Origin of the sequence: Actinoplanes sp. NPDC020271, from assembly GCF_044388125.1 — a bacterium.
GTDB lineage: Bacteria > Actinomycetota > Actinomycetes > Mycobacteriales > Micromonosporaceae > Actinoplanes.
Genome location: NZ_JBIRWQ010000012.1, coordinates 129,759 through 150,767, shown reverse-complemented (window position 1 = coordinate 150,767; position 21,009 = coordinate 129,759). Strand labels below are relative to the sequence as shown.

Annotated in this window: 16 protein-coding genes; 10 read left to right on the top strand and 6 right to left on the bottom strand. The window is 73.3% G+C overall.

Annotated elements, in window-relative coordinates:
• Positions 1-200: 200 nt before the first annotated feature.
• The 4 genes from ACH442_RS25795 to ACH442_RS25780 all read right to left on the bottom strand — a co-directional run bounded on the left by ACH442_RS25795 (position 201) and on the right by ACH442_RS25780 (position 5,906).
• On the bottom strand, positions 201-2,168 hold the full coding sequence (locus ACH442_RS25795; protein WP_396340667.1) for a protein kinase: 1,968 nt from the start codon (positions 2,166-2,168) through the stop codon (positions 201-203).
• Between the two features lie 471 nt (positions 2,169-2,639).
• Positions 2,640-3,020, bottom strand: coding sequence for a RidA family protein (locus ACH442_RS25790; protein WP_396340666.1), 381 nt, complete (start codon positions 3,018-3,020; stop codon positions 2,640-2,642).
• Between the two features lie 166 nt (positions 3,021-3,186).
• Positions 3,187-4,608, bottom strand: a complete 1,422-nt coding sequence (locus ACH442_RS25785; RefSeq protein ID WP_396340665.1) for an amidohydrolase family protein — start codon at positions 4,606-4,608, stop codon at positions 3,187-3,189.
• Positions 4,605-5,906 (bottom strand): winged helix-turn-helix domain-containing protein, encoded by a 1,302-nt coding sequence (locus ACH442_RS25780; RefSeq protein ID WP_396340664.1) that lies wholly within the window; start codon positions 5,904-5,906, stop codon positions 4,605-4,607. Before ACH442_RS25780 ends, ACH442_RS25785 begins: the two co-directional genes overlap by 4 nt.
• 125 nt (positions 5,907-6,031) lie before the next feature.
• Between ACH442_RS25780 and ACH442_RS25775 the strand changes: the two genes are divergently transcribed.
• From ACH442_RS25775 to ACH442_RS25750, 6 genes are all read left to right on the top strand, one after another.
• On the top strand, positions 6,032-7,222 hold the full coding sequence (locus tag ACH442_RS25775) for an alanine racemase (protein ID WP_396340663.1): 1,191 nt from the start codon (positions 6,032-6,034) through the stop codon (positions 7,220-7,222).
• Between the two features lie 59 nt (positions 7,223-7,281).
• On the top strand, positions 7,282-7,626 hold the full coding sequence (locus tag ACH442_RS25770) for a hypothetical protein (RefSeq protein ID WP_396340662.1): 345 nt from the start codon (positions 7,282-7,284) through the stop codon (positions 7,624-7,626).
• Between the two features lie 28 nt (positions 7,627-7,654).
• Entirely contained in the window at positions 7,655-8,404 is a 750-nt protein-coding gene (locus tag ACH442_RS25765) for a 2-phosphosulfolactate phosphatase (RefSeq protein WP_396340661.1), read from the top strand.
• Positions 8,405-9,313: 909 nt separating this feature from the next.
• On the top strand, positions 9,314-9,940 hold the full coding sequence (locus ACH442_RS25760; protein ID WP_396340660.1) for a hypothetical protein: 627 nt from the start codon (positions 9,314-9,316) through the stop codon (positions 9,938-9,940).
• Positions 9,941-10,040: 100 nt separating this feature from the next.
• The gene (gene aspS, locus ACH442_RS25755) at positions 10,041-11,843 is read left to right on the top strand and encodes an aspartate--tRNA ligase (RefSeq protein ID WP_396340659.1); all 1,803 of its coding nucleotides are present in this window, start codon (positions 10,041-10,043) and stop codon (positions 11,841-11,843) included.
• A gap of 115 nt (positions 11,844-11,958) precedes the next feature.
• Entirely contained in the window at positions 11,959-12,447 is a 489-nt protein-coding gene (locus ACH442_RS25750) for a GyrI-like domain-containing protein (RefSeq protein WP_396340658.1), read from the top strand.
• A 118-nt stretch (positions 12,448-12,565) separates the two neighbouring features.
• Here the strand turns inward: ACH442_RS25750 and ACH442_RS25745 are convergent, their stop codons facing one another.
• Complete coding sequence (locus ACH442_RS25745; RefSeq protein ID WP_396340657.1) at positions 12,566-13,696, bottom strand: hypothetical protein; 1,131 nt, start codon at positions 13,694-13,696, stop codon at positions 12,566-12,568.
• 125 nt (positions 13,697-13,821) lie between these two features.
• Here ACH442_RS25745 and ACH442_RS25740 point away from each other — a divergent pair, with 125 nt between their 5' ends.
• From ACH442_RS25740 to ACH442_RS25725, 4 genes are all read left to right on the top strand, one after another.
• Entirely contained in the window at positions 13,822-14,415 is a 594-nt protein-coding gene (locus ACH442_RS25740) for a helix-turn-helix domain-containing protein (RefSeq protein WP_396340656.1), read from the top strand.
• 2 nt (positions 14,416-14,417) lie between these two features.
• Complete coding sequence (locus ACH442_RS25735) at positions 14,418-15,692, top strand: MFS transporter (protein WP_396340655.1); 1,275 nt, start codon at positions 14,418-14,420, stop codon at positions 15,690-15,692.
• Entirely contained in the window at positions 15,692-15,907 is a 216-nt protein-coding gene (locus tag ACH442_RS25730; protein WP_396340654.1) for a hypothetical protein, read from the top strand. The genes ACH442_RS25735 and ACH442_RS25730 overlap by 1 nt, the downstream gene beginning before the upstream one ends.
• 126 nt (positions 15,908-16,033) lie before the next feature.
• Positions 16,034-17,809 carry a replication-associated recombination protein A gene (locus ACH442_RS25725; protein WP_396340653.1) on the top strand — a complete coding sequence of 592 codons (1,776 nt, stop codon included), beginning with the start codon at positions 16,034-16,036 and terminating at the stop codon, positions 17,807-17,809.
• A 1,427-nt stretch (positions 17,810-19,236) separates the two neighbouring features.
• Here ACH442_RS25725 and ACH442_RS25720 read toward each other — a convergent pair.
• Positions 19,237-20,568 carry a hypothetical protein gene (locus ACH442_RS25720; RefSeq protein ID WP_396340652.1) on the bottom strand — a complete coding sequence of 444 codons (1,332 nt, stop codon included), beginning with the start codon at positions 20,566-20,568 and terminating at the stop codon, positions 19,237-19,239.
• Between the last annotated feature and the right edge of the window lie 441 nt (positions 20,569-21,009).

Sequence of the window (21,009 nt, the reverse complement as noted above, 5' to 3'; positions counted from 1 at the left end):
GACCGGACGAGCCCGGGCGCGAGGTGCGGGAGCGGGACGGGCGAGGAGTTCCGGGTGGCAGGTCGTGCTCGGTGGCCGTACGGGAAATCGGGTCTTGCGGGGTTGACGGCGACGGGGAAAAGGCGAGGTGCTCGCCGGGGTCAGGGCCTCCGGCATGCGCCCAGACCATGCCCTCCCATCAGCGATAATCGATCTTATGATCAGTTTCCGCTGCTGCCCTCGCCGCTGTTCTCCACGCCGCCGCCGCTGCCCCCGCTCCCGCTGTTCCCGCTGTTCCCGCCGCTCCCGCTGTTTCCGTTGTTCTCGCCGCTCCCGCTGTTGTCGCCGTCGTCGTTCCCGGTGTCGCTGTCGCCCGTCGGCGCCTGCGTCGGGGCGGTCGTCGTCGGTTCCTCGGCCGGGGTGGTCGTCGGTTCTCCGGCCGTCGGGGTGGGCGCGCCGCCGGTCGGCTCGGCGCCCGCCGCCGCAGACGTGGCCCTCGCCTTCGGGGTACTGGACGTGGCCGACCGGCGAGGATTGTCGTTGCCGGTGCTGCCCTTGCCGGAAGAATCCTTCGGGGCGGTGCTCTTCGTGGCGGCGACCGACGGAACACCGCCCGGGGCCGTGCCTCCGGCCGGATCGTCGCCGAACAGGTCGAACGGATCCGCGAGGGCGAAAGCGGCGCCCAAGCCCAGCAGCGCCAGAACGACGGCCGCTATCGCGACCAGGGCGCGCCGCGACTTGGCGGGCTCGCGCGTCACCTCGGGAGCCGGCGGGGCTGGTGGCGCGGTCACGGCGAGAACGTTCCCGTCGGCCATCGTCATGCCGTCCTGGACCGGGCCGACCGGCGGCAGCTGATCCAGGCGGGGCGCGCCGACCATGGCCCGGGCGGCGAACGCTCCGGCGGCGACCTTCTGCGTGGCCGCATTCCGGTCCAGCCCGGCACTCCCGCTGTCGGTTGCTTCCGGCCCGGCGCTCCCGCCGCCCGTCGGCTCCGGCCCTGCGCTGCCGGCGCTCGTTGCCGCCAGACCGGCGCTCCCGCCGCCCGTCGGCTCCGGCCCTGCGCTGCCGGCGCTCGTCGCCTCCAGTTGCGGGTTGCTGAGGGCAGTCGCGGCGGCGGTCCTGGGCGTCAAGCCGAAACTCTGCTGGTCGCCGCCGGGCGTCGCGGCCGCGCCACCGGTCGGCGCGCCCGACAGGCTGTCGGCTCCCGTACCCGACAGACCCCCGGTGTTCGCGGCGGCCGCGTACCCACCGGCCGCAGCCCCGTATCCGGCAGCGGCAGCCCCGGCAGCGGCAGCCCCGGCAGCCGCGGTCATTCCGGCGGTCGCGGTAAGGGCGCCGGTGGCCGCGGTGATACCGGTGAGCGTCGCGCCGCTCCCGGCAACGGCGGCCTCCGCGGCGGTGGCCATCGCGGCCGCGGACGGGAAGCGCTCCTCCGGCTGCTTCGCCAGCGCGATGCCGACCAGGTCCCGCACGGCGCGGGGAACGTCCCGGGACAGCGGCGGCGGCTCATCCGTCACATGCTGCAGCGCCACTGCCAGCGGATTGTCCCCGAGGAACGGCGGCCGCCCGGTCAAGCAGTGGTACGCCACCGCGCCCAGCGCGTAGATGTCCGCCGCCGGCCCGGTGGTCCGCTTCGACACCTGTTCCGGCGCGATGTAGAGAGCCGTGCCCACCACCTCGCGCGCCCCGGTCAGCGTCACCGAGTTCGCGGATCGGGCCACTCCGAAGTCGACCAGCACCACCGTCCCGTCCGGCTCGATGATCAGGTTGCCCGGTTTGACGTCCCGGTGGATCACCCCGGCTTCGTGCGCGGCCTGCAACGCCCGGCCCGCCTGCGCCACGATCGACATGGTCTCGGCGACCGTCAGCTGCCCGCGGTCCGCGATGACCCGGTTCAGCGGCTCGCCGTCGACCCGCGCCATCACCAGGTAGGCGCTGTCGTCCTCGGTGTCCCCGAAGTCGTACACGGCCACCACACCCGGATGCCGCAGCGCCGCCATCGTCCGCGCCTCGTGCCGGAACCGTCGCAGGAACCCGGGATCGGTCCCGCGCCCGCCCAGCAGCGTCTTCACCGCGACGGGTCGGCTGAGCACGGTGTCGGTCGCGGCCCACACCTCGCCCATGCCACCGGCCGCGATGCGGTCGTCGAGCCGATACCGTCCGCCGAGCAACTCTCCGGGTTTAGGCATGCATGTCCCTCTACCCAGGACGGTCCCGCGCTATCCCCTCCTCTCCGCCCCGGCCCGACCCGGTCCCCGCGCCCGCCGCAGCCCCAGCTCCAGCCCCGCGCGCCCAACGCAGCCCCAGTCCCAGCTCAGCCCGGTCCCAGTCCCAGTCCCAGTCCCGGTGCAGCCCCGCCCAGCCCAGCTCGGCCAGCTAAGCCCGGCCAGCTAAGCCCGGCCAGCTAAGCCCGGCCAGCTAAGCCCGGCCAGCTAAGCCCGGCCAGCCAAGCCCGGCCAGCTAAGCCCGGCCCAGCCGGCCCAGCCGCCCGGCTCAGTCCGGCGTGGCCCAGGCCGGACTCGCGCGGCCCGGCCGGGCTCGGCGTACTGCCCACCGCCGGCGCCTCGGCCGGATTGCGCCGCGACCGAGCACGCCGCGACCCTATGGCCCCGGGCCGGACCGCAGCTGATGAGCTCGGTGCGGGGTCGTCGAGGCCGGCCTCACTCTCCGACGTAGAGGATGGCGTCGATCTCGATGTCGAAGCCCACCAACGGCACCGGCAGCGTCGTCCGCACCGGAAGATGATCACCCTTGATGTACTGCGAGTAGATCTCGTTCAACTCGGCAAAGTCGTCGAAGTCCCGCAGGTAGACGCCGACCCGGACGGCGTCGTCCAGGCTCGCCCCGGCCGCCTCGGCGACCGCGGCCAGGTTCTGAAAGGCGGCGTGGGCCTGCTCGGCGAAACTCCCCGTGACCCAGGTGCCGTCCGGCCGTGCCGGGACCGCCCCGGCCAGGTAGACGGTGTCGCCGGCGACGACGGCATGCGAGTACGGCCCGCCGGCGGGCGCGGCCCGGTCGGTGATCACAGCGCGTTTGGGCATCAGGAACTCCTCGGTCGATGGTTCGAAAAGTGAGGTCGGTGGTTCGGAGGCTGAGGTCGGTGGTGCAGTGGCTGAGGTCGGGGTGCGGACGCTGGTCGGTGGCGCAGTAGCCGAGATCGTGGTGCGGAGACTGGTCGGTGGCTCGGTATCAAAGTTTGTTGTTCGGTCACTGAGGCCGGTGCCTCGGGAACTGCTCGGCAAGCCCGTCCACCCCCACCAGGGGCGTGGCGAGCAGGTCACGAAGGTGGCGCTCCCGATTGTCGAGGGCGGCGCGCTGTGCTTCGGTCAGCGGAACCCACGGCGGTGGCGGCGCGGCCAGCCGCGGTGTGAGCAGTCGCCCGGCCACGTAGGTCGCCTCGTTCACCAGGCGGACCGGTGACGCCCGGACCTGCCGGTGCGCGTCGGCGACGGCGAACTCCTCCTCCCGTACATCGAAGATCGCCACGTCGGCGGGTGCCCCGACGCTCAGTGTCCCGCCGGGGAGGCCCAGCAGTCGTGCCGGCCGGACGGTGACCGCCGCGACCACCTCGGTCAGCGCGAGACCGGCGGCCAGCAGTTTCGCCATCGTGGTGGGCAGGTCGAAGACCGGACCGTGCAGCGACCGTGCGTGCAGGTCGGTGGAGATCGTGAACGGCCGCACCCCGGCAGCGAGCTGTTCCTCGAGCACGTCGAACGCGAAACCGCCGGACCCGTGCCCGATGTCCATCAGCACCCCGCGCCCGGCCGCTGTTCGGATCGACGACCCGAGCGGTGCGGCGATCCCGCTCGCGCAGTGCGTCACGACGTCCCCGGGCCGCAGCAGGCCGAGCACTTCGTCGGGCCGGGGCGGCGTGGCACCGATGTGGACCATCGCCGGCACCCCGCACGCTTCCGCCACGGCCAAGCCGCGACGCAGGGGTTCGACGCCGTTGGCGCCGACGGTCTCCCGATCGATGCGCACCTTGACGCCGCGGACCAGCTCGCGATGCGCCTGGATGGTGTCGATCGCCAGGGACACGTCGCAGTTCTCCAGGTCGCGGCCCTCGCCGGTGCGTCCGGCGAGACCGATCGCGGAGATGTTCAGCAGCGCGGCGACCCGGACGGCGGCGGTCGCCGCGACCCGGCGCAGACCGTCCAGGGTGAACGCCCCGGCGGACCCGGCATCGACCCAGGTGGTCACCCCGGAGTGCCAGGCCACCGGATCCGGGTCGATGCCCCAGTAGCCCGGCCCGACGTGCGTGTGCAGGTCGACGAGCCCGGGCGTGACCAGTTTCCCGGTGACGTCGACGACCCGGCGCGCGTCGCGCGGCAGGCCGGGGCCGACCGCGACGATCCGCCCGTCACGAATGCCCAGGTCGCCACGTATATCGGAGACCGAGTACCCGTCACCGGATGCCGGGCTGCCGGGTATCTCGGAAACCGGCAACTCGGCACCGGCCTCCGGATCGCCGTGGCCCTCGGTTGCCGGGAAGCCACCACGCGTGCCCAATTCCCCGGCGGCCGAGAAGCCCGCAGCCGCCGATGAGCCCATGGTGCCCGGGGACCCCGCCGTAACCGGAGCGCGGGCCGTCATCAGCCTGCCGCCGGTCAGCAACAGGTCGAACCTCATTGGCCACCACCCGAGGCCAGGGGGGTCTGGATCGCCAGCCGATAGAGCCGCGTGGGCCGCCCCTTGTGATGCGGCTGGGCGCTGCCCACCGGCGCGACGAGGCCGGCCTCGCCGAGCTTGCGGATCAGCCGGCGCCCGCTGGGATCGGTGATCCCGAGCGCGCGGGCCAGCTCGCCGGGGGTGATCGCCCGCCCGGCGAGGGACCGCTCCAGCGCCGCCAGCCGGGACATCGTGGCGGCGCTCAGCCCGGCCCGAGCGGCCAGGTCCTCCAGACCGCCGTGCTCCCGATAGGTATAGGCCAGCGGTGGCCCGGCCCTTCCGATCGGGCCGATCATCATCCCGTCCTCGGTGATGAGATAGCCCGCGGCGGCACCGTCCCGCTCGGCTCGATCCGCCGCCTGGTCGGCCAGTGCCACACTGCTGCGGGCCGACCCGCCGATGCCGAACCCCACCGCGGGCGCTGGGGACGGCTCGGCGTCGCGGACGCCGTGGAAACCGGTGGTCTCGTCGATCGGCAGGCTGACCCAGTGGTCGGTCAGGGTCTCGAAGACGATGGCCGGCGCGAACGCGATCACCCCGCGCGGCCCGTGCTCGTCGATCCACGCGTCGGCGAGCTGCGGCAACTCGACCAGAGCCTGCCGCAACGCCTCCCGGGTGCTCGGCTCCGGCGCGCGGAAGACCGCAGCGGCGAACCGCTGACCACCGGCCTGCCGGCTGCGCACCCGCGAGACCAGATCGTGCAGATCGGCACGGATCGTGCCGGCTGTCGCCGTCGCCGGGAGCACGGCCGTCCGCCCGTCGAGCGCGGCGGCCACACCGGTGCGCGCGGTGATCACATAGGGTGCGCCGCTGCGCTCCAGCTGCTCCCGGTGGAACGTCACCACCTCGGCGACCGTCTGCTCGGGGCGGAACGGAAGGGTGGCGATCGACGACCGGTCCAGCCCGAGCGCGCCCGCGACCTCGCTCACCGTCTCGTCGGGGAACGTGTCGATGCTCACCGGCGTGGCCGGCCAGCCGTTGCCCCGGGCGCGAGCCCAGGCCAGCGCCAGGTCGAGCGCGGCGGAACGGGTGATCACGACGGGCAGCCCGGGTGGCAGCAGATCGGCTGCCCGTGCATGCGGGACGAGCCCGAGCAGCAGACCGGAGAGCGCCCCGATGGAGAGCAGGTCGGTGACACGGTCACGGATCTCCTCCTCCCGCTCGTAGACCGCCCAGGCGAAGGAGACGCCGGTCAGCGTGCGTGCGGCCTCGGTGAAGCGACCGCGCTGTCCCGAGTGGACCACGATCCCGATGGTCATCGCGCCTCCCTCTGGTGGTTCGTATGTGGTTCGTAGTAGCGTGCAGGAAATCGCTCGGCAGGTCAAGGTGGGCGGATCAGCGAGCCATTTACGAACCATATCCCAACGGCGGCAGGAGGCCGGCGATGACGATCGACTGGCGGAGCAAGGGGTTCTGGTTGCCGCACGGCACGCGGACGGCCGCGGAGATCGCGGCGGAGCGACCCGGTCTCTTCGACGGCGGGTTCACCTGGCCACTGATGGTGGTGCGGCGCGCTGCCGTCGAGGCGAACATCGCCACGATGGCCGCCTGGTGCCGGCGCCACGGCTTCGATTTCGCCCCGCACGCCAAGACCACGATGGCGCCCGGCCTGATCGACGCGCAACTGCGTGCCGGCGCGTGGGGCCTGACCGTCGCCACCGCCAACCAGGCCCTGGTCCTGCGGCGACTCGGTGTCGAGCGGGTGCTGATCGCCAACCAGGTGCTCGACCCCACGGCGCTGAGCTGGCTGGCCGCCGAGAGCAGAGCCGGATGGGAGGTCATGTTCCAGATCGATTCCCTTCCCGGCGTACGGGCGGCGGCCGCGGCCGGGCATGCCCGCGTGCTGGTCGAGCTGGGCCATCCGGGCGGCCGGACCGGAGTCCGCACCCTTGACCAGCTGGAGATTGTCGCCCGTGCCGCAGCCGACGCCCCGGGTGTCGAGCTGGTCGGCGTCACGGGCTACGAGGGGCAGCTCGCCGACCCGCCCGCGGTCGACGCCTACTTGGATCGGCTGGCCGAGGGGTTCGGGCGGCTGTCCGCGGCCGCCCTGCTCCCGGAGGATCCGCTGGTCTCGGCCGGTGGCAGCGCCTGGTTCGACCGGGTTGCCGACCGTCTGGCCGGGCTGAGCTCGCGGGCCCGGCTGGTTCTGCGCAGCGGGGCCTCGGTCACCCACGACGACGGCTTTTACCGGGAGCGGACCCCGTTCGTGCGGGTGCCGGGGGAGGGCCCGCTCACCGCGGCGCTGGAGGTCTGGGCTCAGGTGCTGTCCGTCCCGGAGCCCGGTCTGGCGCTGGCCGGGATGGGTAAGCGTGACGCCCCGTTCGACGAGGGCCTGCCGGTGCCGATGGAGATCCGGCGGACCGGCGGGACGAGCGGGCCGGCCGACGGGCTGCGGGTGACCCGGCTCAACGATCACCACACGTATCTGGAGGTGGCCGATGGTGTTCAGGTCGAGCCGGGTGACCTCGTGCGGTTCGGGATCTCCCATCCCTGCACGGCGTTCGACAAGTGGCGTGACATCCCGGTGGTCGACGAGGAGCGGCGGGTGGTGGACGTGCTGCACACGTACTTCTGAGCCGGAGCGGCGACGAAACGTGATGGCGAGGGCAAAACGATCTTGGGAGACTGCACGCCATGACCGACACGTTGGTGCTGTGGCGGCCCACCGGGCCCGAGGAACTCGAGCTGGTGCGAGCCTCCGGCCGGCGGCGGTGGCCACCCCGCCTGCCGGACCAGCCGATCTTCTACCCGGTGCTCAACGAGGACTACGCGGTGCGCATCGCCCGGGACTGGAACGTGCCGGCCTCGGGCGTGGGGTTCGTGACCCGCTTCGAGGTGGAGGCGGAGTTCGCGGCGCGCTATCCGGTGCGGCAGGCCGGTGGCGACACGATCCTCGAGCTGTGGGTGCCGGCCGAGGAACTGGAGGAGTTCAACGACCACATCGTCGGCACGATCGAGGTGGTTCGCGAGTTCCGCTGATCTTGGCCCGCGACGGAGGAGGAGCGGAATGGCGGGAGTTTTCGGTCAGAGGTCGTATCGGGCGCGGTTCGAGTGGGGCCCCTCCGGCGCCGGCGAGATCGCGCCGGGTGCCGCGTTCGTCGTGGTCGTGGACGTGCTGTCGTTCACCACTACGCTCGGCGTCGCGGCCGAGCACGGCATCGCGGTGATGCCCTACCCGTGGCGGGACGACAGTGCGGCGACGGTCGCCGGTCAACACCGCGCCGAGCTGGCGGTCGGCCGGACCGCGGCCGGGCCGGATGAGATCAGCCTCTCCCCGGCCGCCCTCCGGCGCGTGGCATCCCGGCGCCCGGTCGAGCGGCTGGTGCTGCCGTCGCCGAACGGATCGGCCGTCTCCGCACGGTTCGCGAGGACCGGCACGACGGTGATCGGGGTCAGCCTGCGGAATGCCCGCGCGGCGAGCACCTGGGTGCGGGCCCGGCTGAACGGGCAACCGCTCGCCGTCGTCGCCGCAGGCGAGCGCTGGCCGGACGGTGGACTCCGGCCGGCGATCGAGGATCTGTGGGGCGCCGGCGCGTTCCTCGACGGATTCGATGGTCTCTCCCCGGAGGCGGAGACCGCGGTGGCCGCCTACCGGGCGGTGGCGGGACGGCTCCCGGAAGCGCTCGCGGCGTCTTCCTCGGGCCGCGAGCTGGCGGCCATCGGGTTCGCCGCCGACGTCGCGGTCGCCGGTGAGGCCGACGTGTCGGAGGTGGTGCCGGTGTTCGGCGACGGCTGGTTCCGGGGCGTGATGCCCTGACCGGGGGATGTTGCTCAGCGATCATGAGCCCTAGCGTTCTGGGCAGTTCCTCCCACTTTGCCGTTGGAGACCTTTATGCCGGTATTTCGTGCTGCCAGCTTCGCTGCCAACGCCTCCGATGCTGGTCAGGAGAACAAGCCCGAGACCGAGGAACCGCCGCCGAGCCGGCCGGTGCAGAAAGAACGCTTCATCGGGGAGGCCCCGGTCGTCGTGAGATCCCGCACCTCCCCGGAGGTTCATGACGTCTTCGGCGCCACCACCCGGGGCGAGGCGCGCCCCGGCCCCCGAGCCGAGCCCCACACCGCCCCGCGACACGAGACCCGCACCGACTCCCGCGGCGAAGCCCGCACCGACCCGCACGGCGAGACAAGGACCGACCTGCGCCGCGAGGCCCGCACCGACATGCGTGGCGAAGCCCGCACTGACCCTCGCCGCGAAGCCCGCACTGACCCTCGCCGCGAAGCCCGCACCGAGACCGGGACGGGCGGTCGAGCGGAAACCCGGCCCGACGCTCGAAACGGGGCAAGGCCCGAGCCCCGAGCCGGAACCACGGCCGAGCGCGACCGGACAACTCCCCGCCCGGTCAACGCCCCACCGCAGGCACCCCGGCCGATCCGCCACCAGTCACCGGCGACCGCTCCGGCGCCGGTGAACCCGCCGCCACCCGCCGGCGGCATCCCACCGGCCGCGAGCCCCCTGCCCCGCATCGGCGTACCTCCGCTGGAACCACCGGCGGACCAGGCCGCCGGACCGGAGACACCAGCGCCGCCACCCGGCCGACCCATGAACGACCCGCAGGCATCGCCGCCCTCACCCGGCCGGCCCGCGAGCGACCCGCAGGCATCGCCGCCCTCACCCGGCCGGCCCGCGAGCGACCCGCAGGCATCGCCGCCCTCACCCGGCCGACCCGTGACCGGCCCACAGGCATCACCATCACCCGCGAGCGGCCCGCCGGCACCACCGCACCCGCCCGTCCGGCCGGGCCGCAAGCTCGCGCTGACCGCGCTGACGGTCAGCCTGCTGGCGCTGGCGTCCTCCGGCGCGGTCGCCGTCCTCCTCTACCGGCTGAGCGGCACCGGCCGGGACGGCGCCGCACCGCAGCGACCACAATCGGTCGCGGCCGAGGCCACCACGGGCCTGCCCGTGACGTACGCGAAAGAGGCTTTGAACATCCGCATCGGCTGCGCCGCGCTGGTCTACCTGGACCTCGACGAACCTCGCGCCGGCGCCCCGCAGCAACTCTCCGACCTGCGCTATGACAGCAAATGCGGCAACAACCCGGCTCAGCTCTCGCTCGGCCCGGGAGCCGTGTCGGGCGCCGGGGTGCCGACCGCCGACCTGGACGCCGACGACTGCCAGCGGGCGATCAGGAACGGTCCGCTCGGGCCGGGCGCGGAGGTGCCGGTGAAAAAGGGCACCGCGATCTGCGTCCTGACCGCCGCCCAACCGGCGAAGCTCGTGCTCGTGGAGATCACCGACGTGGGCGCCACCGGGACCGCCGGACTGCGCGCGACCTCGTGGCTGGCCCGTGACTGATCCGGATCAACCACGGCAAACCGGCCCGTGACACGGAGCGCGGGGCGGTCCTGACAGAATGTCGGGTGCGCCCCGCGAAACTCGGTTAGGAGACGTTTCCGTGATCAGGACCCACAACGCCGGCAGTCTGCGTGCCACTGACGCCGGCACGACGGTGACGCTGGCGGGCTGGGTGGCCCGTCGCCGTGACCACGGCGGTGTCATCTTCGTCGACCTGCGGGACGGCTCCGGCGTGGTGCAGGTGGTCTTCCGCGAGGAGGACGCGCACGCGCTGCGCAACGAGTTCTGCGTGAAGGTCGTCGGCCAGGTCAACGCCCGGCCGGACGGCAACGAGAACCCGGAGCTGGCCACCGGCGCGATCGAGGTCGTCGCCAGCGAGCTGACCGTGCTCTCCGAGGCCGCCCCGCTGCCGCTGCCGATCGACGACGCGATCACCGCGTCCGACGACATCCGCTTGAAGTACCGCTACCTCGACCTGCGCCGTTCCGGCCCGTCGAAGGCGCTGCGCCTGCGCAGCCGCGCCAACCAGATCGCGCGCGAGGTGCTGCACGCCCACGACTTCAACGAGATCGAGACGCCGACCCTGACCCGGTCGACGCCCGAGGGCGCCCGTGACTTCCTGGTCCCGGTCCGCCTCCAGCCCGGCTCGTGGTACGCGTTGCCGCAGTCCCCGCAGCTGTTCAAGCAGCTGCTGATGGTCGCCGGCATGGAGCGGTACTACCAGATCGCCCGCTGCTACCGCGACGAGGACTTCCGCGCCGACCGGCAGCCGGAGTTCACCCAGCTCGACATCGAGATGTCGTTCGTCACGCAGGACGACGTCATCGCGCTCGGCGAGGAGATCGTCTCCAAGCTGTGGAGCGAGCTCGCCGACTACCAGGTGCAGCTGCCGATCCCACGGATCACCTGGACCGACGCGATGAACCGTTACGGTTCCGACAAGCCCGACCTGCGGTACGGCGTCGAGCTCGTCGAGCTCACGGAGTACCTGCGCGGCACCGAGTTCCGCGTGTTCGCCGGCGCGATCGACGCGGGCGGTTACGTCGGCGCGGTCGTGATGCCGGGCGGCGCCGCGCAGACCCGCAAGGAGCTGGACGGCTGGCAGGACTGGGCGAAGGCCCGCGGCGCCCGCGGCCTGGCCTACGTGGTGCTCGACGCGGAGACCGGCGCCGCGCGTGGCCCGGTCGCCAAGAACCTGTCCGAGGCGCACCTCGCCGGCCTGGCCGACGCGGTCGGCGCGAAGCCGGGCGACGCGGTGTTCTTCGCCGCCGCCAACGAACGCCGTGAGGCGCAGGAGCTGCTCGGCGCCGCCCGCATCGAGATCGCCAAGCGCGCCAAACTGATCGACGAGAGCGCCTGGGCGTTCTGCTGGGTCGTCGACGCCCCGATGTTCGAGAAGACCGACGAGGGCGGCTGGACCGCGGTCCACCACCCCTTCACCTCGCCGAACGACGAGTGGCTCGACAACTTCGAGTCCGCGCCGGACAAGGCCCTCGCCTACGCCTACGACATCGTCGTGAACGGCAACGAGATCGGCGGCGGCTCCGTCCGTATCCACCGCGGTGACGTGCAGAGCCGGGTCTTCGACCTGCTCGGCATCACCCCGGAGGAGGCGCAGGACAAGTTCGGCTTCCTGCTCGAAGCCTTCAAGTACGGCCCGCCCCCGCACGCCGGCATCGCGCTCGGCTGGGACCGGACGTGCATGCTGCTCGGCGGATTCGACTCGATCCGCGAGGTCATCTCGTTCCCGAAGAGCCGCGGCGGCTTCGACCCGCTGACCGGCGCGCCCACGCCGATCACCGCCCAGCAGCGCCTGGAGGCCGGCGTCGACGCCAAGCCGAAGGCGGCCGCGGGCACGCCCGGCACCGACGGCCAGGCCGCCCCGGTCGAACGTTCCAACTGAAACAGCTGGTCAAAGCCCCGGTGGGAGTCTCCCACCGGGGCTTTGCGTTATCCACAATCCACAGGGGTGGTCACCGGGCGTGCGCGGGACCGCCGATCCTGTGAGACTGGTTCGCGTGGAGCCGACCATCGTCCAATGCGCCGAGCAGCTGTACGTGGGGCGCCGCGAATCAATCACCATGATCGAGTTCGCGCGCGTCGCCGATCATCTGCCCACCATGTTCTCCGGCCTCGCGCACCAGGGAGCCCGGGTCACCGGCGCACCGTTCTTCCGCTACCGCATGATCGACATGGCGGCGGAGATGGTCGTCGAGGCCGGCATCCCCGTCGCCGGTCGAGTCCCGGTCGAGCCACCGGACTTCATGGACACCCTCCCCGCCGGTCGCTACGCCACCGTCAGCCACGTCGGTCACCCCGATCAACTGATGGCGATCACCGCGCGACTGCTCGACTGGGGCCAGCGCAACGGCCTGACCTGGGACATGACGCCGACCCCGACCGGGGAGCGGTGGAACGCGCGCCTCGAGATCCTGATGACCAACCCCGCCGAACAACCCGACATGCACAAGTGGGAGACGGTGCTTCTCTTCAAACTCGCCGACTGATCCTCTCGGCGCGCCTTCGGCAACCGCGCCGGCCGGTCGCGTTCTGTCCCCGGCGCGCCGCTGCCACTCCGGGCCGACCAGCGGCCGTCCGGGCCTGCGGTGACTCCGGAAAAGCCGGTCAGGTGGCCGGGCCGATCAACTCGGTGGCGTGAACGGCGGCGTGCAGCAGCGCCGGATCGGGGTCGGTCCGCCACACATCGAGGGCGGCGTCGGCGAACTTGATGGCGTGGGCGTCTCCCGAGGTCACGGCTCGGGCGAAGACCTCGTCGGGGTGCAGCGACGACGAGGCGGAGCCGGGGTCGGCGGGAAGACCCGGCGGTGTGATCGAACCGGGAGAGTCGGGGAGACCCGACGAACCGGCGGAGGTGGCGGCGGGGGCGGGGGCGGGGCCCTGACCAGGGCTGGGCTCAGCCGGGGAGTAGGCCGCGGTGACGGCGGCAGTCGCAGCCCACGCCGCAGCAAGACTCGGAAAGGCCAGCGACCCGGGCAGAGCAGGCAAGGCCCGGAGAACGGCCGCCGGTGCGGTGGCGGCATGGACCATCATGACCGGGCTGCCGTGTCCATAGAGCAGATGCCGCCGAACCGCGGCCGTGACGATCCCGCGCAGGCGTTCCGGAGCGGCCCCGGAGCCCGGGATCGTGGCAGCCGCCGAAGCCCAGTCGGGCAGGTCGGCCAGTTGGGCCAGCCGGTTGCGAATGCCGAGCCGCTGGTCCGGCACTCGCGGAACGGCGTCGAGGGCGGCCCGGGGGTCGGTTCCGCGGTAGGGGCCTTGGCCGGCCGGTGCCATCGGCTGCCACCGCGCGGCCCAGTAGGCCAGCGCTTGACCCAATTCGGCGACCCGTTCCGGGGTTTCCTGGTCGAGCAGTGCCCGGACGGCGTGGCCGACCCGGATCACCCCGTGGGTCGCGCCGGCGGCGATGCCGGGCAGGAGCCGTGGCCACCAGGTGGCGAGCACGTCCTGCCACGGCGCGGTGTGTGCTTCGCGGTCGAAGAAGACCAACCAGTCTCCCGTACGGCCGGGGTCGCCGAGTGGTTCTCGCCAGCTGCCGGCGGAGATCGGCGCGATCCCGCGCGGCCGTGTCTCGAGGCGTTGCAGGTACTGGTCGATCCACGGGTGCACGTCGCCGGCGTGCCCGTTGCGGATGAGCGCTTCGGTGGCCATCGGCGCGTGGTTGGAGAGCCAGCCGTCGAATTCGGGTCCGGTGTCGTGGAGGCGGATCAGCGCTTCGTCGAGCGTGTCGTTTCCCATGCTCAGGAGCTTGCTACCTGAACTTCGCTTCATGTCAACCGAAGTGAATGTGCAGCTCGGGCCGCATCCATGCCGATCATGCATAATATCTGTGCACAACCTCTGTGCACAGTTATTGTGTATTCATGGCCGACGAACTCAGGCAGGTCCACCTCACTGGTCCCCAGATCCGGGCGCTTGCCCAGCCCTTGCGGCTACGACTGCTCGGCCGGCTCCGGTCCGGTGGCCCGGCCACGGCGACCAGCCTCGCCGCCGACCTGGGCACGAACACCGGCGCCACCAGCTATCACCTGCGCCAGCTGGCCGAGGCCGGGCTCGTCGTGGAGGAGGAGCGGCCCGGCTCCGGCCGGCAGCGCTGGTGGCGGGCCGCGCACGACATGTCGAGCTTCCGCCGCAGTTACTACGAGGGCGATCCGGAAGCGACCGCGGCGGCCGAGTGGCTGGAGGCGTTCCAGGTCAGCCGCTTCGCCGAGCTGGCGGAGAACTGGCGGCGCGCTCTGCCCGACGAGCCCGTGGCCTGGCAGGAGACGGCCGAGATCTCCGACTACGTGATCCAGCTGGGCTCGGCGCAGACCGAGGCGATGCTGCGCGAGATCGAGGAGGTGATCGAGCGCTATCGGCGGCTCGGTCAGGACGAGCCCGGCCCGGATGCGCGCTCCGTCGTGCTCTACGTGGCCGGCCTGCCGCGGATCGAGAGCGGATCGGGTGAGGGGGCGTGATCATGTCCGTACGGGAAATCAGGGTGAAGTTTTTGATCTTGATTGTCCTGAGGTGGCTGCCGGTGGGCCTCACGATCCCGCTGACCACGCTGCTGCCGCTGGATCGTGGGCTGACGATCTCGCAGGCCGGCGTGACCGCCGCGGTCCAGGGCCTCACCGTTCTGCTGCTGGAGCTGCCGACCGGTGGGCTCGCCGACGCGCTGGGCCGGCGCCCGGTGCTGCTGATCGCCGGTGTGGTCAACCTCGTGTCGCTGACCGTGATGACGTTCGCCGACACGGTCACGCTCTTCGCGGTCGCCTGGTTCCTGCAGGGGGTCTTCCGCGCGCTGGACAGCGGCCCGCTCGACTCCTGGTTCGTCGACGAGTCGCTGGCCGCGGACGCGAAGGCCGACATCGAGACCGGGTTGAGTCACGGCTCGGTCGCGCTCAGCCTCGCGGTCGCCGCCGGTGCCCTGCTCAGCGGTGGTCTGATCTGGCTGGGCCCGATCGGTTCGCTGAGCGCGCTGACCGTGCCGCTGGTGGTGGCGCTCGGACTGAGCACCGTGAGCATGCTGGCGGTGATGTCGCTGATGCACGAGGAGCGCCCGGCGCGCGGCCTGACCGCGTGGGCCACCTCGGTGCGCGGCGTGCCGGTGGCGATCGGTTCCGCGCTGGGCCTGGCCCGCCGTTCCCGGGTGATTCTCGCGCTGATGTCGGTGGAGCTGCTGTGGAGCTTCGGCATGGTCACCTTCGAGAAGTTGATGCCGGTCCGGCTCAGCGAGGTGATCGGCAGCGAGTCCGGCGCGGCGGCGCTGATGGGCCCGGTGAGCTCGGCCGGTTGGGCGGCCTCGGCGGCCGGCGCGGCGCTGATCCCGTTGCTGGTCCGCCGGGTCGGCGCCGCCTGGACCGGGTTTGCCCTGCATATCCTGCAAGGACTGACGATCGTCGCGATGGGACTGCTGGCCGGCCCGGCCGGGGTCATCACCGGCTTCCTTCTGACCTACGCGGTGCACGGCGCGGCCAATCCGGTCCACGCCGGACTGCTGCACCGGCAGGCCGAGGGGGAGTATCGGACGAGCCTGCTCTCGCTCAATTCGATGGTGGGGCAACCGGGGTTCGCGATCGGCGCGATCGTGCTGACGTCGCTCGCGCAGAGTGTCAGTGTCGGCGCCGCCATCGTGGCCGGGGGCGTGGTCCTGGCGGCGGCCGCCCCGCTCTATCTGGTGAAACCCAAGTTTGCCGAACCCATCGACGCGGGTACCACTCCTGCATCGGCTCTCACCCCCGGAGGATCCTGATGCTCGCCATCGCGGCTGCTGTCGTTTTCGGTATCTACCTGCTCTCCGACCTCTTCAACACGGACTTCGGCGCGCACGACCTGATCAACTTCCCGACCCTGGCCTCGCTCGGCTTCCTGCTGATCGCTCTCTACCTGGCCGGTGTCGGCAGCGGTCCGCGCAGCGGCACGGGCACCGGCCGCCGGTTCTACGGCCGCCGCCCCGGCCGCGGCTGAGTCCTCACGCTCTTCTCCGGCCCGCGCACACGCTCCGTAGCGGTGTGTACGCGGGCCGGGAGCTTGTCCACAGGCGGTGAGATCGCATTTCGGATCGGCCTCGGATGGCCGGTACTGTCGGTTCCGATGGAAACGGACGGGCTCTTCTCCCTCGCGCAACCGGACCTTTCGCCGCCCCCCGCGGCGACGGCTCAGGCTGCCGGTTTCGGTGCCCCCGCGGCCGATGCGCCCCTCCCCGTCCGGATGCGCCCGGCAAGCATCGACGAGTTGGTCGGGCAGCAGCACCTGCTCGCCCCCGGCGCGCCGTTGCGGCAGCTGGTGACCGGTTCCAGCCCCATGTCGGTGATCCTCTGGGGCCCGCCCGGCACCGGCAAGACCACGATCGCGCACCTGGTCGCGCACGCCACCGACCGTAAGTTCGTGGCGATGTCCGCGCTCACCGCCGGCGTCAAGGACGTGCGCGCGGTGATCGACACGGCGCGCAACGAGCGCCGGCGCGGCGGCCCGCCGACCGTCTTGTTCATCGACGAGGTGCACCGCTTCAGCAAGACCCAGCAGGACTCGTTGCTCGCCGCGGTCGAGGACCGGACGGTCACGTTGCTCGCGGCGACGACCGAGAATCCGTACTTCTCGGTGATTTCGCCCTTGCTCTCCCGCTGTGTCCTGCTGACCCTGCAGGCGCTGGAGGAGAGCGACGTGCGCGCCCTGATCCGCCGCGCGATCACCGACCAGCGCGGGCTCGGCGGCGCGGTCACGCTTTCCGACGATGCAGAAGACCATTTGGTACGTCTTGCCGGCGGCGATGTCCGCAAGGCGTTGACGGCGCTGGAGGCGGCCGCCGGTTCCGCCGTCGCGCAGGGCGCCAAGGAGATCGACCTCGCCACCGCCGAGCGGGCGGTCGACGTGGCGGCGGTGCGCTACGACCGGGACGGCGACGCGCACTACGACATCATCAGCGCGTTCATCAAGAGCATGCGCGGCAGTGACCCGGACGCGGCCCTCCACTGGCTGGCCCGCATGATCGTGGCCGGCGAGGACCCGCGGTTCATCGCCCGCCGCATCGTGATCTTCGCGAGTGAGGACGTCGGCATGGCCGACCCGCAGGCGCTGCTCGTGGCGACCGCGGCGGCCCAGGCGGTGCAACTGATCGGCATGCCCGAGGCCCAGCTCAACCTGGCCCAGGCCGTCGTGCACATGGCCACCGCCCCCAAGTCGAACAGTGTGACGTCGGCGATCGGCGCCGCGATGGCCGACGTCCGGGCCGGCCGCGGCGGGGCGGTCCCGACGCACCTGCGCGACGCGCACTACTCCGGCGCGCGCGGTCTCGGTCACGGCCGCGGATACCGCTATCCGCACGACGATCCGCGCGGCGTCGTCCGCCAGCAGTACGTGCCCGACGATCTGGTCGGTACCGACTACTATCGGCCGACCGAACACGGGGCCGAGCGCGCCGTCGGCGAGCGGGTGCCACGACTGCGCCGGATCGTGCGGGGGCTCGGGCCTCGTGCCGCTTCGTCGGGGAGTGCGGACCGCCCGGCGGGTGGTGCTCCGGCCGCGGATGCGTCACAGTCTTCGGCGGCCTCCGTTACGGGCGCTCCCGGCGGGAGTGCCGGTGTGCCGGATGTGGTGACCCCCGGTCCGGGGGTGGCCGTTACGCCGCGTGATGCGTTGGACATGACCGGGGCGGCGGATCCGCCAGGTGGGGAAGCGGGACCGGGCGTGGCGGCTGGATCCGGTGCGGCGGCGGACCCGCCGGGTGCGGCTACGGCCGGGCCGGGTGCGGCGGCGGACCCGCCGGGTGCGGAAGCGGGATCGGGTGCGGCGGCGGCCGGGCCGGGATCCGGTAGTGACGAGGAACGGTCGGACGAGAGCGGCGACGCCGCCGGGGAGGAACAGCCGTGACACCGCGCGGTGCCGAACGGCCCGACGACGACGCCGGGCAGGGCGGCGGCAAGAAGGGCCGCCGCTTCGGACGTGGCCGCGCCGAGCAGCCGGCCGAGCCGGTCGAGCTCCCGCGCGAGGAGACCGGCTGGCTCGACGACCTGCGCACGGCGAAGGAATCGGGCGACGCGATCGGGCCCGGTGCGGCCCCCGGCGAGGCGCGGACCAGCAAGTCCGGCCGGAGGGCGCCCGGCCCTGACGACAAACCGGACGACGCCGGGCCGGTCTTCGGCGGCAGTTTCGACGCGGACGAGCCGGCCGGGCCCGGGCCGGTCCCGCCCGGGCAGCGGCCGATCGCTCCCGGTCAGCGTGGTGGTCAGGGTCCCGGCGGTCCGGGGCACCCCGGGCCGGTGCAAGGACAGATGCCGCCGGGTGGGGTGCCGGGTCAGATGCCGCCGGGCACAGCGCCGGGTCAGATGCCGCCGGGCACAGCGCCGGGTCAGCGTGGCGGGCCGATGCCGGGCCAGCAGCCGGCCCCTGGTCAGATGCCGCCTGGTCAGATGCCGCCCGGTCAGATGCCGCCCGGTCAGATGCCGCCCGGTCAGATGCCGCCGGGGCAGGTTCCTGGGCGGCCCGGGCAGATGCCGCCGGGGCAGCGGGGCGTTCCCGGCGTGGCCGGGCCGGTCTCTCCCGGTCAGCGCGGTGCTGCCGGGCCCGTCCCGCCGGGTCAGATGCCACCCGGGCAGATGCAGTCGGCTCCGGTGCCGCCGCGGCGTGGTGGGCCCGGCGCACCGGTCCCGCCGGACGGCCGCCGGCCCGTGGACCTCTCCGGGCCGGCCGGGCCGGGCTATCCGGAGCAGGCCGTGCCACGTTCCGGCAACGCGCCCGAGGTTCCCGGGGCCGGGCTGCGCCCGGTCTCGCCCGCGGTGCGCCCGACGTCGCCCGGTGCTCCGGCCCGCGACCGGTTCCGCACGGACGCCGCCTCGGCGCGGGTCGACGCGCAGCCGTCCGGGCCGATCCCGCCCGCGGTGTACCAGACCGGGCCGATCCCGCCCGCGGGCGGCGGATTCCCGGCGGATGCCGTGCCGCCGAGCGTCTACCAGAACGATCCGGTGCCGCCGAGCGTGTACCAGACCGGCCCCATCCCGGGCGGTGACGAGGACGACGGTCGCCGTTCGCGCGGACGCAACCGGCGGGCCCGCGCCGACCAGGGTGACGGTTCCGACGGCATCTACGGCGGGGGACCGGTTTCCGGAGCGCCCGCCGCGCACGCGGCTCCGGACGGTTTCAGCGGTCGTGGGCCCGGGCCGACCTCGGGCGGGCCTGCCTCGCACGCCGCTCCGGACGGGCCCGCCCATGCACGCGCCGGTGGCCCGGACGGGATGCGCGGCGGGTCGGCACGGCCGACTTCGGGCGCGCACGCCCAGCCGGAGGATCGGTTCGGGCTGTCACAGGAAGCTCCGGGCGGTCGCCATGGTGCCGCGGGCTCGCGGGAGCAGGGGCCCGGCCGTCACGAGGCGATCGACGGACCCGGCGTGGCCGGTGTCCCGGGGCAGGTCGTTCCCGGTCAGGGCGGTCCGGCGCAGGGCGTTCCCGGACGCGGGGTTTCCGGACGAGGTGGCCCCGGGCAGGGCGTTCCTGGTCAAGGTATGCCGGGGCGCGGCGGGCCGGGGCAGGGTGCTCCCGGGCGCGGTGGCCCTCGGCCGAGCGGTCCTGTGCCGGGTGTTCCTGGCCAGGGCATCCCCGGTCAGGCTGGGCCCGGCCAGAGCATGCCGATGCCGGGTGCTGCCGGTCAGGGCATCCCCGCCCAGGGCATTCCGGGGCAGGGCGTTCCGGGGCAGGGCGTTCCGGGGCAGGGCGTTCCGGGGCAGGGCGGCCCGGGGCAGGGCGGCCCGGGGCAAGAGGTGACGGGACCGGGCGCGGGCGGGCCTGCGGTTCCCGGGCCGCGGCGGATCGGGCCCGGTGACGGGCGACCGGTCCGGGCGTCCGCGGCGGTCGCGCCTCCGGTGGTGCCGGGACGGCAGGGGAAGCGTTCCCCGGCCATGCCCGGGCGTGCCGGTGCGATGGCGGAAAGCGCCTCCGGAGTCATTCAGCGTCCGGCCCAGCGGCCCGGCACCGGGCAGTTGCAGCCGGACGAGGACGGGTTCACCACCGACCGGCGTGCGGTGGAGGGTGGCCAGACGGGTGCCGTGGTACCCGGTCAGGCCGGCCCGGGGCGGCGTGGACGCGGCGAACCCCGCCGTGGTCCGGCGCCTGACCAGGGGATGGGCCACCCGGAGCAGAGCCAGGGCTTCCGTGCGGGTGCGGGCAGCCCGGAGCAGAGCCAGGGCTTCCCGGCGGGCATGGGTAGCCCGCAGCAGAGCCAGGCTTTCCGCGCCGGAACGGGCAGTCCCGAGCAGAGCCAGGGTTTCCCGGCCGGCACGGGTGGTCCGGAGCAGAGTCAGGGCTTCCGGGCCGGCATGGGTCACCCCGATCAGAGCCAGGGCTTCCGTGCGGGTGCGGGCAGCCCGGAGCAGAGCCAGGGCTTCCCGGCCGGCATGGGTCACCCCGATCAGAGCCAGGGCTTCCGGGCCGGTACGGGTGCGCCGGAGCAGAGCCAGGGCTTCCCGGCCGGCACGGGCGTTCCTGAGCCGACCTCGCGTGGCCGGCGGCGACGGGCCGTTCCCGAGCCGGACCAGGGCTTTCCTCCGGGTGGGCGTGGTCCGGCGGGTCCGGAGCAGAGCCAGGCCTTCCCGGCGGACGGTCCCGGAACGGGCCGTCGCGGTCCCGATGTGAGTCAAGCTTTCCCGGCCGGCAGCGGCGGGCCGGTCTCGCCGGCACCGGGACCGCGTGCTGGTGGCCCGGCGCGCGGTGGCGCGTCGGTGGCCGGCGCGGCGCGGGTCGGCGCTGCGGGTGCCGCCGCCGTTCCCGGACCCGGTGGTCCGGGGACCGGCTCAGCTCGAGTACCGGGTAGCGGCCCGAACGGTCCCGCAGGCCCGGGCGCCCTGAACGGTCCCGCAGGCCCGGGCGGCACCCACGGCCCCGGCGGTCCGAACGGCCCCGGCGGCCCGGGATCCGGGGGTCCTGGCGGACCGAACGGGCCCGGTCGAGCGGTTGTCCCGGGCGGCCCCGGCGGTCCGGGTCGTGGCGCGGCGTCCGTGCCGGTGCCCGGCCGGGGCGGCGCCCACGACGGCGAGTCCGCCGGCCCGCCGCGCCGTGGAGCGGCCGCCGTCCCGGGGAAC

Coding starts and splice junctions, on each gene's coding strand:
- ACH442_RS25775 (WP_396340663.1), top strand. CDS start 6,032: ATGACGATCGACTGGCGGAGCAAGGGGTTCTGGTTGCCGCACGGCACG.
- ACH442_RS25795 (WP_396340667.1), bottom strand. CDS start 2,168: ATGCCTAAACCCGGAGAGTTGCTCGGCGGACGGTATCGGCTCGACGAC.
- ACH442_RS25785 (WP_396340665.1), bottom strand. CDS start 4,608: ATGAGGTTCGACCTGTTGCTGACCGGCGGCAGGCTGATGACGGCCCGC.
- ACH442_RS25745 (WP_396340657.1), bottom strand. CDS start 13,696: ATGGGAAACGACACGCTCGACGAAGCGCTGATCCGCCTCCACGACACC.
- ACH442_RS25770 (WP_396340662.1), top strand. CDS start 7,282: ATGACCGACACGTTGGTGCTGTGGCGGCCCACCGGGCCCGAGGAACTC.
- ACH442_RS25730 (WP_396340654.1), top strand. CDS start 15,692: ATGCTCGCCATCGCGGCTGCTGTCGTTTTCGGTATCTACCTGCTCTCC.
- ACH442_RS25790 (WP_396340666.1), bottom strand. CDS start 3,020: ATGCCCAAACGCGCTGTGATCACCGACCGGGCCGCGCCCGCCGGCGGG.
- ACH442_RS25765 (WP_396340661.1), top strand. CDS start 7,655: ATGGCGGGAGTTTTCGGTCAGAGGTCGTATCGGGCGCGGTTCGAGTGG.
- ACH442_RS25780 (WP_396340664.1), bottom strand. CDS start 5,906: ATGACCATCGGGATCGTGGTCCACTCGGGACAGCGCGGTCGCTTCACC.
- ACH442_RS25735 (WP_396340655.1), top strand. CDS start 14,418: ATGTCCGTACGGGAAATCAGGGTGAAGTTTTTGATCTTGATTGTCCTG.
- ACH442_RS25740 (WP_396340656.1), top strand. CDS start 13,822: ATGGCCGACGAACTCAGGCAGGTCCACCTCACTGGTCCCCAGATCCGG.
- ACH442_RS25725 (WP_396340653.1), top strand. CDS start 16,034: ATGGAAACGGACGGGCTCTTCTCCCTCGCGCAACCGGACCTTTCGCCG.